Genomic DNA, 15792 nt, shown 5'->3' with positions numbered 1-15792 from the left:
CAGCACCTATTACTAATGGAAGGAGAATCCAAAGCCATACCTTGTAATAGTGTCATAATTTGAATTTTTACCATCTATACTTATTATAAGCCTGTGGGGAAGGAAGATTAACAGTTAGCAAAACATTATATAAGTTTATATAACATTCCTGTATGTATACAATGTTTATGGTAATATAGATGCAAGGTGATGTTATGGAATACTATTCTATAGGTAGGTTTTCAAAACTAATAGGTAAAAATGCTCAAACATTAAGGGAATGGGATAAGAAAGATGAATTGAAACCACACCATATTACTCCCAGTGGATATAGATATTATTCACAAGAACAACTCAATCATTTTTTAGGACTTAAAGGCGTTGTAACTAATACTAAAAAAGTAATTGAATATTGTAGAGTGTCAAGCAAAAGGATGATTTAGAGCGACAGATTGAGAATGTTAAAAGCTATATGATTGCTAAAGGTTATCAATTTGATATTGTTACTGACATAGGAAGTGGAATAAACTACAATAAAAAAGGATTAAATCAACTAATAGACATGATAACCAATTCAGAAGTTGAAAAGATGATTAAGGAGTTGTTAGAGAATGATAACATCAATGAAGGTTAGATTGGAACCGAATAATAAACAAATTGCTAAGTTGTTTCAATGTTCTGGTACTGCAAGATTCATTTATAATTGGACCTTGGCAAGACAAGAAGAAAACTATAAAAATGGTGGTAAGTTCATATCAGATAGTGATTTAAGAAAAGAAATAACTCAATTAAAGAAAACAGAGCAATATCAATGGTTAAATTCTATTAGCAATAATGTAGCTAAACAAGCTGTTAAAGATGGTTGTGAAGCTTATAAGAAGTTCTTCAAGGGATTAGCTGATAAACCACGTTTTAAGAGCAGAAGATAGACCTTGGAATCAAGGATTTAGCTATATGTTCAAATAGAGAAGAACCATATAAGAGTATCAATAAAACTAAAAGAGTTAAGAAATTAGAGAAGAAAATGCGTAGATTGCAGCGTAAGGTATCTAATAAATACCAACTAAATAAAAAAGGAGGAAGTTACGTTAAAACAAGCAATATTGTAAAACTTGAAAAGAATATTATAAAGTTACACAAGAGTCTTGATAACATCAGAACTGACTATAGACATAAGGTGATTACAGAGATAGTGAAAACCAAGCCTTCTCGAATAGTTATGGAAAGTCTAAATGTAAAAGGCATGATGAAAAATCGTCATTTATCGAAAGTGGTGGCAAAGCAAGGATTCTTTGAATTTAAAACCATGATTCAGTACAAAGCTGAAAAATACGGTATTGAATTTGTAGAAGCTGATAAGTGGTTTGCTTCATCGAAAACTTGTAGTGCGTGTGGATATATTAAACCTAAACTATCACTATCAGAAAGAACTTTTGTGTGTGAGCGTTGTGGTTCTGCAATAGATAGAGATAAAAATGCCAGTATTAATTTATCAAGATATAAAGTAGCGTAAGGCACTTTAACGAATTATGCTATCGTGTAGGGTGAGTTACACCCGAATTTAAGCCTTTGGAGTGTTATAGCAAACGAAAGTAGTTATCCTTTAGGATTACAAATAGGATTACAAAATCGGACACGTTGAATAAGGAAGTAAATTTAAACTTATATAATGTTATTATAGAGTTTTGTAAAGTTTACGTAACGGCATACCGTGTAGTTCTTATATATTAAAACTCCTGCTGTACTTACTTTTAAAATATAGAAATAGGTTGGATAGTTAAAAATGAAAAGACATTTTCTAAAAACCATCTCTCTTTAAATTATAATGGGGAACGTCCATAGGTTTGTGTAAATAGAATAGACGGGATAAAATTTATTTGGAAATTACTATAGGATTAAATTCCTGTAGTAATTTTTATTTTTTAGGAAATAACTAATAATAGTGTGGTTTAGCTTTCTAATAATAGTATTGTTAGCAATAATACTATTATTATTCATCTTTATATAAAATAGTACAGGCTTTATCTTTATATATATGGCTCTATTCTATCTTTAAACATTATGGTTAATTGGGCCAGCGTATTTGCCCAGTTTGGAGAAGGTGCCGTCCATTTCAGCATTATCTGCTCGGTTGCCAGGTATAGGGCTTTTAGAAGGGAATCGTCTGTAGGAAATACAGTCCTTATCTTAGTGAATTTCCTAAGCTGCCTGTTGAAACCTTCCAGGGCGTTAGTTGTATATATTATTTTTCTTATATCTTGAGGAAAATCAAAATATGTAGATAGATTTTCCCAGTTATTTTGCCACGACTGTACAACTATAGGATACTTATCTCCCCATTTATCATTCAGTGATTGTAATGACTTACTTGCCATTGTTTCATTAACTGCCTTATATACTTCTTTTAAATCCTTCATAAAAGTCTTAACATTCTTTGATGGTATATATTTTATAGAATTCCTTATCTGGTGTATTATACAATTTTGTATGTTAATTTCAGGAAAAACTACTTTAATTGCATCTGGAAGTCCTTTAAGACCGTCCATACAGGCTATTAAAATATCTTTAACACCCCTGTTTTTAAGATCATTGCATACAGATAACCAGTATTTTGCTCCTTCTTGTTCGCCAACCCATATTCCCAAAATGTCTTTATGGCCTTTTACATCAAGTGCCATGCAGACATAGGCAGCCTTATTTACAATTCTATGTTCATCTCTGACTTTAAAATATAGAGCATCCATATATACTATAGGATACATTGGATCAAGGGCTCTATTTTGCCATGCTAGAGCTGTATCCATGACCTTATCTGTAATTTTGGATATCATTGCAGGGGATATATCTACCCCGTAAAGTTCATCTATCTCTGATTTTATATCATCTACAGACATACCACGTGCATATAAACCTATAACTTTCTTATCAAGTTCATTACAGACAGTTTCATATTTCTTGACTATCTTAGGTTCGAACTCAGACTTTCTATCCCTTGGTACGTCTACTTTAACCGGGCCAAAACTGGTTCTAATGTTTTTAGAACTGTATCCATTTCTATAGTCTTTATCCTCATCAGAGAGCCTTGCATATTTTTCTCTTCCAAGATGTTCTTCCATTTCTGCTTCTAAAAACTGCTGTATTATACCTCCAAATAGCCTTTGCATAAGTCCATTTTTCCCTACTAAATCTTCCATACTATTACACTTCTTTAATTCCTTTTTTAAATCAATGTCTGGTACTTCTAGTATATTCATATTTAATCTCCTTTCAAAAATTATTTATACTTATTATTACCACTATTACCAGTTCTACATACATAAAAAGAACGTACCTAGATTTGATTTACACAAATCTAGGTACGTTCTCTTATAATGCGAATAATGTAGAAAATTTATTTGATGGGTTTAAAAATTTTGCTTCTGCATTAATTTTACAAATACTCATAAATATTTTTGTGTTTCTTTGGACATTACTTCTTATAAATCTGTACATAGGCTTCTCATTTGCATTTGTCAAAATGAAATAAGTAACATCAGCCCTTACACAACTTAGTGCAAAAATTTCTTTAAATCATCTAAATCTTTATACTCCAGCACTTTATCCAAAATTATATCTAAATTTATCATATCTAATTTTTCGATTTTTCCTCTAATCTCGTCAGGTAAGATTCCAAAACGCTTTGTTAAAAACTTTAATACTGTTTCTACTTTTTCTTCTTTACGGCCCTGTTGTATATCTTTCTCATAAGGCTTTCTATATAGTGATGATTGCATTAATATCTCCTCCTTTACATATTTTTCGTACTTGCTTTCTTTGTAAAGTTTTTTATACATTGAAAACCCCTCGCACATATAGTTGATGCAAAGGGTTCAATGATTTTAGTTTTGATATTTATTTTTTAGTTCTAGTACCTTTTCTTTTGGTAGTTCAGTCATGTCAACTATATCTTCTATACTATCTCCTCGTCTTAGCATTTTTTCTGCTACTCTCAATGCTTTTCTAGTTGCTCCTTTTTCCTCTGCTGACTTTATTCTAGTCAATTGGTCGCTGATTTCTGCCTGCCTAGCTTCATACAACATTCTAGCTTTTTCGTCTTTACTGATTATTTGTAATAAAGCATAAGCTTTCTTTATATCCTTATTCTTCTCTGCTAACATCTCCATCACTCCCTTCGATTTTGCATCTAAGAATTCCATCCATTGAACTATTGGGTCATTTTCATCTCTCTCAATATCTTCGTCAAATAGCTTTGGTATTTCTAAAAAGTGCACTTCAAATATATCTGTCAGCCTATATCCTGTTTCATCTTGAGTTAGATGATAGCTGGAATAGAGCTTTTTTAATGGTATACATTTGAAGTCCACTATGTTTATAGTTACACATTTTTTTAGCTTATCGTAGGTATCTCCTGGCTTTATTTGACTTGTATACATTTTGCTCCAGTAGAATATGGTACGTTCTGGCATGTAATCTGTTGGTAGTATTTGTATTTCAACATCTATTTGCTTTCCTAATTTAGTTCTTATCCTTACATCTAAGACTCCTTTTCTATCTTCTTTGAATTCCTTTATTAACTCGCTATTTATTATTTCTATTCCATCAAATTCTTCCTCTGGAACAGCTAGTATATCACTTTTATATACTCTTATTTTATCAGATAATTAGGTTCTATTCTACACTATTTATAGCCCTAGATATCCGCCGGGTAATATGACATCTTACTTTTCATACTGTTGATGGTGCTAATATTTTAGATTATAGTACCTGACTTTGCCCCACGGATACGTAATATTAATATAAATGACAATTTTAAATTGTATAAAAAATTATTCTAAAGATAATAAAAATCACCAATTTATAGTATAAAATTCATTTGCAAAACAAATTCAGATTTACTAAAAAAGATGACATAAAATACATGGATTCTAAATCCAACATAGCACAGAATAAAACTTGGACAATAAAATTTAATAAGGGATTGAATGCAAGTACTGTTACAGAACAAAATATACAGGTGCTGGACAGTGAACAAAATGGATAATATTGAAGCTGCAGTTAAAACTCAGCCAGAAAAAAATCTGGTGGCGGATGTAAAGTCCGTATTTATGAAAAAGATGAATGACCCTTCTAAAGATATAGATACTTCGGACTTAGGGTCGGAAATAATATCTGCAATTTCTGATATCTTAAATGGAGATGATTATTTATATTATTCCTATACAGGATATAGAATTAGCATTAGTGGATATGGAAATGATGTTACTATAGATTTTAGATTTGGCTACCTTACCACAAAATCCCAGGAAAGTTTTGTGGATTCAAAAATCGCTGCAACCTATTGTACTTGCATTTACAATAGAGGAGTAGTCTTATTAATCAGAAAGGCGTGTTAAAAACGCCTTTTTTAAGATCTAAGGCAAATAGGTAAAAAACCCACAAAGAATAAAAATAAATTTCTCGTTTGGAGGATGAGTTTTGCCAGTGTAGATGCAGGCCACGGAGAAGAGGAATTAAGAAAAAGTTTTAATACGAAAATAACTTATTCAGTGAAAAGTTTTTTTGTGAAATATTCTGATTTTTTTCAGAATGAAAAAGTAGTTCAAGATATTATTGAAGCGGAAGCAGCAGTTGAATACATAGCTTATCTTTCTAGAAAAGCAAAGATACCTGTTTTTGTCTTAATAGATGAATATGATAACTTTGCAAATGAACTAATAACTGGAGGAAAACAAAATACTTACAGCAGTATACTTCATGGTGAAGGTTTCGTCAAAGTTTTTTATAAAGCCTTAAAAGATGCTACTATGGATAATTTTAATAGAATATTTATGACCGGAGTAAGTCCTATAATGCTGGATGATTTGACTAGCGGTTTTAATATAACAAGAAACTATACTTTAGATGAGAAACTGAATGCTATGCTTGGGTTTACAAGAAAAGAACTATTATGGATTATGGATGAAGTTGGTTTAAAAAATGAAGAACTTAGAAAAAAGATATATAAAGATATGACGGAATACTATAATGGATACAAATTTAATGAAAACAGTGAATCTGTTTTTAATCCAGATATGGCTATGTATTTTCTTGAGGGTTATTTAGCCTATAATCGTTATCCTAAAGAAATGATAGATAATAATGTAAAAACAGATTATGGTAAAGTCAATCAATTGGCACGTAATTTTAATGACAGGGAAGCTTTAGAAGAAATAATGTCTATAGGTGAAACAGCTACAATTCTCGTAGACAGATTTAACATTCACACCATGTATAGTGTGAAAGAGAATTTTAAGTCACTGCTTTTTTATCTTGGAATGCTTACTATAAAAGAAACAGGACCTCTTGGAACTGTGCTAAAGATACCTAATTAACAAGAAAATGCAGCTTTATAATGACATCGTTCACAATAATATACTATTATTATTGAATTTATTACATATTGTGTATTATATATGAATTCAGCGTTAAATTAACCAAAAAAATGTTGAATAATGTGTTGGGCAAATCTATAATAATACGTATAGGTATCATATTTATTAGAGTTATTTTAAGAGGAGGATTTGCCTGTGATTAGAATATTAAATGGTGGAGAACTTGATCTAAGTGTACTTGAGATTAAGGATGTATTGGATATTGACATGTTACAAAAGTTTCAGGATAATTTTGCGGAAAGTATGAATATAGCCAGTGTAACTGTAGATAGAAATGGCAATCCTGTAACAAGACCAAGTTCCTATACAAGCCTTTGTCAGTATACCCATTCAACCAAAATAGGGGATGACAGATGTGCAAAATCCCATAAAAGGGGTGGAGAAGAAGCCACAAGAACAAAGAAACCATACATATATAAATGTCATGCAGGGTTAATAGATTTTGCAGCACCTATCACTATAGAAGGAGAATCCATAGGCACAATTTTAGGAGGACAAATACTATATGAAAAACCCGAAGAATCAGAATTCAGGAAAATTGCAAGAGAAATAGGATTTAATGAGAACAGATATGTGGAGGCTTTAGCTCAAATTAAAATTATAGAAGAGAAAAATGTAAAGGCTGCAGCAGAGCTTCTTTATGTTGTGGCAAACTATCTGTCGAAAATTGGATATGAGCAGATTAAACATAATTCACAATCCAAGGATAAGATTACTTCAATTGCAGAAGTACTGAATAGCAGCTTTAGACAGATATCCGCTACCATGGAGGAGCTTGCAGTGTCTTCCGTTGATGTAACAAATAACCAGCATGTACTTGCCCAGAACATAAATAATATAAATGAGATCTCTGAAGGTATAAATAACATATTGAATTCCATAAAAAACATAGCGGATAAAACCAAGATGCTTGGTTTAAATGCAGCTATAGAAGCTGCCAGGGCGGGAGAATCAGGAAAGGGATTTGGGGTAGTGGCAAATGAAATAAGAACATTATCTGAAAGCTCCAAAGAAACAACACAAAAGATTGTATCCCTTACAGACAGGATACAATCAGCTGTTGCCAAAGCTCTCAATGAATCAGAATCTACCCTTAAAACTACAGAAAGTCAATCCTCTTCAATAGAGGAAGTTACAGGTAATGTAGAAGAGCTTTCAGGGCTGGTTGAGGAGCTGAACAATATTATAAGCGTATAATCTTTACATATGTTTTTAAAATGGTTAAACTCTATCTTGTAATATCGTCATAATTTGAATTTTTACCATCTATACTTATTATGAGTCTGTGGGGAAGGCATACAATGTTCTCCCCGGGCTTTGATATCCACCCTTTTTTTACACATATTTTATCAGGACAATTAGCATCTGTAATACGAATCCTTCCCTTTTCCACCTTTATTTTATTAAAATCATTGTCCTTGTATTTTATAATAAATTCCTCACTGTTTTTAACAGTATTTAAATTAATAGTTTTTATAAGCTTGCCATCTTGTTTTATCAGGGCAATCCTACTGGAACTTTCCATGCGGTTTTTGTATATTAAAACTCCTGCAGTACTTATAACAAGCAGTATAATTATAATTAGCGCAGCGATCTTATCTCCTTTTTTCATTTCATTCTCCTTCTTAATCTAAGAATTACCCAACATAGAGAATTCTACTACATTTTAAGTGTATTTACAACGGGATAATTCAATGAAGTCAATTCTTAAATTTACACACATTTCTGAAATTATCTACAAATTATGAGTTAAAGCATAAAAAAACTATTTATTTCTTAATTGGTTAATGAAAACCTTTAATATTATAAATATGATAATAAATTATCGAAAAACTCTTGATTAATACTTTATTTGAATATATAATCATAGATATATAATAATACATAATATTACATTATAAAAAATAGATGTAATTTTTGGATTTATATAGTTGTGTTATGTTTTGTTATGTTTTGTCATGGCAATTTAATTTTTTTAATTTAAGGGGGTATTTAATTTGAAAAGAACTAAAAAAATTTTATCTTTAATTTTGTTTTCACTCATTGCATTTTTGGCTGCAGGTTGTGGCAATACTGCTGAAAATTCAAAGGATCAAAAATCCGGTACTTCAACAAAGATAACATTAACTGTATCTGCTGCTGCCAGTTTAAAAGATTCCATGAATGAAATTAAAGAATTGTATGTTAAAGAAAATGCAAATGCTGCAATTACATACAATTTTGGAGCCTCCGGTACCTTGCAAAAGCAAATTGAACAGGGTGCACCGGCAGATATATTTATGTCCGCTGCGACAAAACAGATGGATGAACTCAAAAATAAAAATTTAATGGTAAATGATACTATTAAAAATCTTTTGCAAAATGATGTAGTACTAGTTGTACCAAAAGATTCGACCAAAGTTAAAAGCTTTGAGGATTTAACATCAGATACTGTTCAAAAAATAGCTCTAGGGGAACCTAAGAGTGTGCCTGCGGGACAATATGCAGAAGAAGTACTTACAAACCTAAATATATTGGATAAAGTTAAACCGAAGGCTGTTTATGGAAAAGATGTAAAAGAAGTTTTAACCTGGGTTGAAACAGGAAATGCAGATGCAGGAATTGTTTATAAAACTGATGCACTGGTATCTGATAAGGTTACAATTGCAGCTACTGCACCTGAGAATTCTCATAAAGCTGTGGTGTATCCTGTAGGAGTAGTTAAAGACAGCAAAAATGCAGAAGCAGCTAAAAGCTTTTTAAAGTTCCTGTCTGGTGATAAAGCTAAAGCAGTATTTGAGAAATATGGATTTAAGATGGGAGAATAGTTTAGTAGTGTAATATTAAAAGGGAGTAAAAAATTGGGGAACATATAGTCTTACTTGATTTTAAAGAGGTGACATGAATGAATTTTGATATTTCACCGGCATGGATTTCAGTAAAAACTACTTTTATAGCTACTATCATAACATTTTTTGTTGGAATTGCTGCTGCCTATTGGATGACCAATTATAATGGAAAATTTAAAAGTGCTGTGGATACTATATTTACATTGCCTCTTGTACTGCCCCCTACGGTAGTGGGATTCTTTCTGCTGCTTATATTTGGGAAAAATGGACCCATGGGTAAACTTTTGTTGAAAATTGGTACCAACTTGATTTTTTCATGGCCTGCCGCGGTTATAGCTGCAGCTATTATTGCTTTTCCTTTGATGTATAGGACAACTAAAGGGGCTTTTGAACAGGTGGACAATAATATTGTAAATGCGGCCAGAACTCTTGGAGTATCTTCCTGGAAAATTTTCTGGAGGGTTATACTGCCTCTGGCATGGCCAGGCATAGCTGCAGCTACAATTCTTTCTTTTGCAAGAGCTCTTGGAGAATTTGGAGCTACTCTTATGGTAGCTGGAAATATACCGGGAAGAACTCAGACGATTCCTCTGGCCATTTATTTTGCAGCTGAAAGCGGAGAAATGGATAAGGCCCTTATGTGGGTTATATTGATTGTAATAATCTCAACTGTAGTGATTTTCCTTATGAACTATTGGAATGAACATGAAAAAAGAAATGTTTATGGGGTTAGGAGGGAATGACATGGGATTATACGTTGATATTGAAAAAAATTTTTCTGGATTTAATTTAAATGTTAAATTTCATACTAGAGACAATATTATAGGACTTCTTGGAGCTTCAGGTTCCGGTAAAAGTATGACTTTAAGGTGTATTGCAGGTCTTGAAACACCACATAAGGGAAAGATAATGTTGGATGAAAAAGTTTTATATGATGGAGAAAAAAAGATAAATGTTAAAAGCGGCAGGAGAAGGAGTGGATTTTTATTTCAAAATTATGCATTGTTTCCCAATATGACAGTAGGCCAGAATATAGGCTTTGGATTAAGCCGTATGTCAGCCGATGAGAAAAGTAAAATAATAAATGAAAAAATAAATATGATGGATCTTAAAGGACTGGAAAATAGATTTCCCAGTCAGCTTTCAGGGGGACAACAGCAGAGGGTGGCCATTGCAAGAGCTATGGCCATAGATCCTGAAATACTGCTTTTAGATGAGCCATTTTCTGCTCTGGACAGCCATCTGAGAAATAAAATGGAAGAAAAGCTTAAAGAAGTACTTTCAACCTACAAGGGTACTACAGTCTTTGTGTCCCATAATAGAGACGAAATATATCGTATTTGCAAAAATATTGTGATAATGGATAATGGAGCAGTAGAGATTTTTGGAGATAGAAATTATATATTTGAAAATCCCGGTACTGTAGCAGCAGCAAGACTTACAGGGTGTAAAAATATATCCAGAATTCAAGTATTGGATGAAAATACTTTAGAGGCTCTGGACTGGGGATGTACCCTTAAAGTTAATAAAAAAATTGAAAAATCTCAATGCTATGTGGGAATAAGAGCCCATTACATAAGTCTTGGAGAATCGGGACAAAAAGATAATATTGTTAAATGCAAGGTAAATCATATAAATGAAAGTCCTTTTACGGTGGAAGTGTGCCTGGATAGTGTAGAGGAAAAATCCTATAATATAACTAAGAATTTACACTGGGAGATTACAAGGGAAATGTGGCATAAATTAAAAAATTTAGAGCAGCCTTGGAATATATGTATAGGCAGAGATAAAATTTTTTTAATTAAAAAATGATTTTAATCTTTTAAAATATGTTGCAAAAAAAGTATAAAAAGGTATAATTGTGTTAAATTATAAATAAATATTGATACTTTTAAATTATTAATTTATGGAGGAAACAAATATGAAAATTAGTGCCAGAAATCAAATGAAGGGAAAAGTTACTGAAATAAAAGAAGGTGCTGTAAATGCGGAAGTTATAGTAGATTTAGGTAATGACAGATCCATATGTTCCGTTATTACCATGGAGTCTTTAAAAAATTTAGGTATTGAAGTTGGTTCAGAGGTTACAACTTTAATTAAAGCATCTTCTGTAATACTAATGGCGTAAGCTGATTAGGAATTAAGAGTGAAGAGTGAAAAGTTAAGGATATTTTTCTCCGCTTTGCTGCGAAAAATCTTAGATCTTAGAGTACTGTATTTCAGATTTTCCAGAGCTTTAGCGGAAGAAAATCATTCATAACTTTTAGTTAGTAGCTCTTAATTTTTAACTATATATTAAGTTAGGAGGAAATAATGGAACAGATAAATACTAAATATGGAACTTTAAAAGAGTTAAATTATGTTAAGTACTATGAAGATGGAGCCATGAAGGAATGTACATTGGACAGCTTAAATAAGCTGAAAACCCCCTGTGGGCTTTTGACACCCAAATATGAATATGGTGAAGAAAGGAGTAAACATATCCCCTCTGTTGCTTTCTACAATAATGGAAATTTAAAAAAAATTTATCTTGAAGAACAAACCGGTATTAATACCTCTATTGGTATACTGCCTGCGGAATTCATTACATTTTATGAAAGCGGAAATATAAAGAGGGTTTTCCCTTTAAATGGTAAAATAACAGGCTACTGGTCTGAAAAAGATGAATATAATCTTGCAAAAGAAATAAAGTTCGATGTTTCTATAGGCAAATTAGAGGAAAAAGTTATTTCGGTATATTTTTATGAAAGTGGAAGTATAAAGAGTATTACTTTTTGGAGTAAAGATGATATTAAAATAAGTTCTCCTATAGGGAATGTATATGTGCGTATAGGGGTATCTTTTTATGAAGATGGCAAACTTAAATCCTTTGAACCCTTAAAACCCACAGCTGTTCCCACTGAAATAGGTACTATAATGGCCTACAATACTCAAGCTATAGGAATTCATGGTGATTCTAATTCTGTAAAATTTTTTAATAATGGCGGTGTGGAATCATTGATAACTTCCACAGATAGTATAGAAGTTATCAGCAAAAAAGGAGAAAAAAGTTTGTATGAGCCTTTATTGAGACCAAGTGTAATTGATGAAAATTTTATGGAAGTTGTACCTTTAAACATAGAATTTTGTGGACAAAAAGTAAAATTTACAAGGGGAAGTAAATTTCTCAGTGAATATGCTATTGATGACTATAACTTTTATATAAAAAGTTCACCACTTAGAGAAAATTCCCCTTGTTCATCTTGTGAAGGTTATTAAAATACTATCACAATTCTGCTATAATGTTACCTGTTTCTGTAAGGTCGTATCCTCCCAGTCCTAAAAGTTCTGATTTAAATTCCTTGGAGCGTAATATTTTTATCATGGATTTAAAAGGAAAATCATTCATATTCTCTTTCTTTATAACCATTTCATATCTTTCTTTTTGAAGTGGTATGAAATCTATCCCCTTAACCTGCAGGCTGGTCTTTTCATTTCCAAGGGCCAGATCTGCCTCACCTCTTGCTATGGCACTAGCTACTGCAAGATGTGAAAAATATTCTGTGGTATAGCCTTTTATGTTGTTACCTGTAATATTTAGTAATTTTAGATGTTCATCTAAAAGAATTCTGGTACCACATCCTTTTTCTCTGTTCACCATAGTAATATCAGGTCTTTTTAAATCTTCAAAGCCTTGAATTTTTTTAGGATTTCCCTGGAATACGTAAAACCCCTGTGTTCTACAAGCAAGATGAATCACTATTGTAGGGATCCCAGGGAGCAGCCTTCTTACAAAAGGTATGTTATATTTATTAGAATCTCCATCCCATAAATGGGAAGTAGCTACCTGAACTTTACCAAGATATAATGCAAGAAGTCCGTTATAGCTCCCTACATATGAACGAAAAGTTCTAATACCTGGGCAGTGAAGTTCTATATGTCGGGATAATATATCTAAAAGTACGTCCTGTCCGCAAATTATAAAACCATCCTGAGTATCTGTGTTTCCAGAATAGAACATATTAGAAGAAAAAATATCTTTTGGAACAGTTTCTGGGGAAATCTCAGCAGTATTTTTACCTTTATTTTTATAGTCTTCCACATCGTTTAAGTCCACTCTGATTTTTTTCCCTACTTTATATCCGTTTAATTCTCCCCTTTTTATCAATTCGTAAACTGTATTTTTGGTTATCTTTAACATTTCGGCGACTTCTTGAGGAGTTAAGGCTGTATTATTTCCTGTCATAATATATCTCCTTTCTTAAAGATATGATAATATATTGAAAAATTGTAGGTCATTAGTTTGTATAATAATTTTAACAATAATTTTAATACATATTTACTGAAAATACAAATTAATAAATAAACTTTTATTCAGTTATTTTCTGTTTAATACTTTAAAAATATAAAAATATTAAAAATAATAGTTGTCAAAAAATATATTTTTAATTTTTTTGAAAATAATAAAAAATGACTAAAACGTATATAAAACTATCAAAAATTAAGATAAATATGTATATTTAACATAACATAATATAACGTAACATTACATGTTATTAAATAGTTATAAAACATATCATAACCTTATAAAAGATAATATAATTAGAATCGATATCACTATGATAATCTAAGAAAAAGTCTTTGATAAGGTTATCATTTTAATTATATGAATATTGATAAATAGATAATTTAACTGTTGATTTTTTAAGGAACTTGTGATATATTTTGAAATAATTATTAAACACGCAAAAAAAGTAAACTTAAATTAATGAATTTCAATTTTAAAAAAGTTGCATTTTGCACTTTTAAATTTATTTGGTAAAGGAGAATGAAAAATGAGACAAGTGGCTATTTATGGAAAAGGTGGAATAGGAAAATCTACAACTACACAAAACCTTACTGCAGGACTTGCTGAAATGAAGAAGAAAATAATGGTAGTAGGATGTGATCCAAAAGCGGATTCTACAAGATTGCTTTTGGGTGGACTGGCACAGAAAACAGTTCTTGATACACTGAGAGAAGAAGGGGAGGATGTAGATTTAGAGGAAATAATGAAAATTGGATATGGAGATGTGAAATGTGTTGAGTCAGGGGGACCTGAACCTGGAGTTGGATGTGCCGGCAGGGGTATTATAACCTCAATCAATATGCTGGAGCAGCTTGGTGCTTATGAAGATGACTTAGACTATGTCTTCTATGATGTATTAGGTGACGTTGTATGTGGTGGATTTGCAATGCCAATCCGTGAAGGCAAGGCTAAAGAAATATATATAGTTGCCAGCGGAGAGATGATGGCTATGTATGCTGCAAATAATATTTCAAAGGGTATAAGTAAATTTTCCAACGTAGGGGGTGTAAGGTTAGGCGGTGTTATATGCAACAGCAGAAAAGTTGCAAATGAAAAAGAACTTCTGGAGGCATTTGCAAAGGAACTTGGAACCCAGCTTATATACTTTGTACCACGCAGTCATGATGTTCAAAGGGCAGAGATAAATAAACAGACCGTTATACAGTTCAGCCCTGAAGTAGAACAGGCAGATGAGTATAGAGCTCTGGCTAAAGCTATAGATGGAAATGACATGTTTGTAATACCAAAGCCTATGGCACAGGATAGATTGGAAGATATACTTATGGAACATGGGCTGCTGGACTGATGAAAATCCTAAAAATATATGAAAAAATAAGAATATTAAATAAGATTAGAATTAGAGAGTATATCTCTTAAATTCAGCTAAAATTCCAAGAGATATACCAAGAGTTAATTAAAAAATCAAATTATAACCAAAGGTATTATACCATAAAAGAGGAGTGAATTCAATATGCTATTGGTAAAAGCTATTATTAGACCAGAAAAAACAGCGGTTGTGCTTTCAGAATTATGTGATGCAGGGTTCCCTGCAGTTACCAAGTTTGATGTAGTAGGTAGAGGTAAGCAAAGAGGAGTAAAAGTAGGAGAAATATTTTATGATGAGATACCAAAGCAAATGCTTTTAATAGCTATAAAGGATGAAGATAAAGAAGACATTATAAAAATAATTACAAAAAATGCGAAAACAGGCGAAAAAGGAGCCTTTGGAGATGGAAAGATATTTGTAACTCCAGTGGAAGAGGTATATACCATAAGTTCAGGAACAAATCAATTATAGAGGGAGGAACCGTAAAATGAAAGAAATTATGGCTGTTATTCGGATGAATATGGTGGGTAAAACAAAAAAGGCTCTTGCTGAAAATGGGTTTCCGTCTATAACCTGTAAAGATGTTTTAGGACGTGGTAAGAAAAAGGTCAACTTTTCCATGGTAAGTGAATATATGTCTGAAGAGGAACTGCACCAGATTGAGGATAGAAAAATTATGGAGCAGATATCTGAAAGCTATAGATTGATTTCAAAAAGACTTATATGGATTTTAGCTAAGGATGAAGATGTAAAAAAAATAGTAGATATTATTATTGATATAAACCAAACAGGACATCCAGGAGATGGAAAAATATTTGTAACCAAAGTTACAGATGTTTTAAGAATAAGAACTGGAGAAAAACAGGATGCAGCTGTTTAATTTTTAGAAGGGAATGATTT

Annotated in this window: 16 protein-coding genes and 3 pseudogenes; 14 read left to right on the top strand and 5 right to left on the bottom strand. The window is 31.8% G+C overall.

The window, feature by feature from the left end; genetic code table 11:
• Positions 1-194 precede the first annotated feature (194 nt).
• Positions 195-574, top strand: a pseudogene (locus tag BS101_RS17170) (IS607 family transposase); the annotation flags it as partial.
• 16 nt (positions 575-590) lie between these two features.
• Positions 591-1492: pseudogene (locus BS101_RS17165) on the top strand (RNA-guided endonuclease InsQ/TnpB family protein).
• Positions 1493-2006: 514 nt separating this feature from the next.
• Here the strand turns inward: BS101_RS17165 and BS101_RS17160 are convergent.
• The 3 genes from BS101_RS17160 to BS101_RS17150 form a co-directional block, all read right to left on the bottom strand.
• Positions 2007-3233 carry an IS256 family transposase gene (locus tag BS101_RS17160; RefSeq protein ID WP_073538466.1) on the bottom strand — a complete coding sequence of 409 codons (1227 nt, stop codon included), beginning with the start codon at positions 3231-3233 and terminating at the stop codon, positions 2007-2009.
• 294 nt (positions 3234-3527) lie between these two features.
• Positions 3528-3752 (bottom strand): DUF4351 domain-containing protein, encoded by a 225-nt coding sequence (locus BS101_RS17155; protein WP_198039506.1) that lies wholly within the window; start codon positions 3750-3752, stop codon positions 3528-3530.
• A 105-nt stretch (positions 3753-3857) separates the two neighbouring features.
• The gene (locus tag BS101_RS17150; RefSeq protein WP_431732555.1) at positions 3858-4550 is read right to left on the bottom strand and encodes an Rpn family recombination-promoting nuclease/putative transposase; all 693 of its coding nucleotides are present in this window, start codon (positions 4548-4550) and stop codon (positions 3858-3860) included.
• Between the two features lie 302 nt (positions 4551-4852).
• Between BS101_RS17150 and BS101_RS24005 the strand changes: the two genes are divergently transcribed.
• The 4 genes and pseudogenes from BS101_RS24005 to BS101_RS17140 all read left to right on the top strand — a co-directional run bounded on the left by BS101_RS24005 (position 4853) and on the right by BS101_RS17140 (position 7607).
• Positions 4853-5020, top strand: a complete 168-nt coding sequence (locus BS101_RS24005) for a hypothetical protein (RefSeq protein ID WP_242951317.1) — start codon at positions 4853-4855, stop codon at positions 5018-5020.
• The gene (locus BS101_RS24000; RefSeq protein WP_242951316.1) at positions 5004-5372 is read left to right on the top strand and encodes a hypothetical protein; all 369 of its coding nucleotides are present in this window, start codon (positions 5004-5006) and stop codon (positions 5370-5372) included. Before BS101_RS24005 ends, BS101_RS24000 begins: the two co-directional genes overlap by 17 nt.
• A gap of 27 nt (positions 5373-5399) precedes the next feature.
• Positions 5400-6347 (top strand): annotated as a pseudogene (locus BS101_RS17145) (AAA family ATPase); the annotation flags it as partial.
• A 198-nt stretch (positions 6348-6545) separates the two neighbouring features.
• Positions 6546-7607: a PocR ligand-binding domain-containing protein gene (locus BS101_RS17140; protein WP_073539933.1), complete on the top strand. Its 1062-nt coding sequence runs from the start codon at positions 6546-6548 to the stop codon at positions 7605-7607.
• 31 nt (positions 7608-7638) lie between these two features.
• On the opposite strand, the gene BS101_RS17135 is transcribed toward BS101_RS17140, so the two are convergent.
• Positions 7639-8022 (bottom strand): NusG domain II-containing protein, encoded by a 384-nt coding sequence (locus tag BS101_RS17135; protein ID WP_073539932.1) that lies wholly within the window; start codon positions 8020-8022, stop codon positions 7639-7641.
• Positions 8023-8407: 385 nt separating this feature from the next.
• Between BS101_RS17135 and modA the strand changes: the two genes are divergently transcribed.
• The 5 genes from modA (at position 8408) to BS101_RS17110 (ending at position 12496) form a co-directional block, all read left to right on the top strand.
• Positions 8408-9217: a molybdate ABC transporter substrate-binding protein gene (gene modA / locus BS101_RS17130; protein ID WP_073539931.1), complete on the top strand. Its 810-nt coding sequence runs from the start codon at positions 8408-8410 to the stop codon at positions 9215-9217.
• A 77-nt stretch (positions 9218-9294) separates the two neighbouring features.
• The gene (gene modB, locus BS101_RS17125; RefSeq protein WP_073539930.1) at positions 9295-9981 is read left to right on the top strand and encodes a molybdate ABC transporter permease subunit; all 687 of its coding nucleotides are present in this window, start codon (positions 9295-9297) and stop codon (positions 9979-9981) included.
• Between the two features lies 1 nt (position 9982).
• On the top strand, positions 9983-11050 hold the full coding sequence (locus BS101_RS17120) for a sulfate/molybdate ABC transporter ATP-binding protein (RefSeq protein ID WP_073539929.1): 1068 nt from the start codon (positions 9983-9985) through the stop codon (positions 11048-11050).
• Between the two features lie 109 nt (positions 11051-11159).
• Positions 11160-11366: a TOBE domain-containing protein gene (locus BS101_RS17115; RefSeq protein WP_073539928.1), complete on the top strand. Its 207-nt coding sequence runs from the start codon at positions 11160-11162 to the stop codon at positions 11364-11366.
• Between the two features lie 185 nt (positions 11367-11551).
• Positions 11552-12496 (top strand): hypothetical protein, encoded by a 945-nt coding sequence (locus BS101_RS17110; RefSeq protein WP_073539927.1) that lies wholly within the window; start codon positions 11552-11554, stop codon positions 12494-12496.
• Between the two features lie 7 nt (positions 12497-12503).
• On the opposite strand, the gene BS101_RS17105 is transcribed toward BS101_RS17110, so the two are convergent.
• On the bottom strand, positions 12504-13463 hold the full coding sequence (locus BS101_RS17105) for a helix-turn-helix transcriptional regulator (protein ID WP_073539926.1): 960 nt from the start codon (positions 13461-13463) through the stop codon (positions 12504-12506).
• 589 nt (positions 13464-14052) lie between these two features.
• On the opposite strand from BS101_RS17105, the gene nifH reads away from it, so the two are divergent.
• The 3 genes from nifH (at position 14053) to BS101_RS17090 (ending at position 15772) form a co-directional block, all read left to right on the top strand.
• Entirely contained in the window at positions 14053-14871 is an 819-nt protein-coding gene (gene nifH, locus BS101_RS17100; protein WP_073539925.1) for a nitrogenase iron protein, read from the top strand.
• Between the two features lie 165 nt (positions 14872-15036).
• Entirely contained in the window at positions 15037-15363 is a 327-nt protein-coding gene (locus tag BS101_RS17095) for a P-II family nitrogen regulator (protein ID WP_073539924.1), read from the top strand.
• Positions 15364-15379: 16 nt separating this feature from the next.
• Complete coding sequence (locus BS101_RS17090; protein ID WP_073539923.1) at positions 15380-15772, top strand: P-II family nitrogen regulator; 393 nt, start codon at positions 15380-15382, stop codon at positions 15770-15772.
• The last annotated feature ends 20 nt before the right edge of the window (positions 15773-15792 follow it).

It is taken from the genome of Clostridium kluyveri, assembly GCF_001902295.1.
GTDB lineage: Bacteria > Bacillota > Clostridia > Clostridiales > Clostridiaceae > Clostridium_B > Clostridium_B kluyveri_B.
Note: the sequence above shows the minus strand (reverse complement) of the source record. Positions and strands in the feature narration are given on the sequence as shown.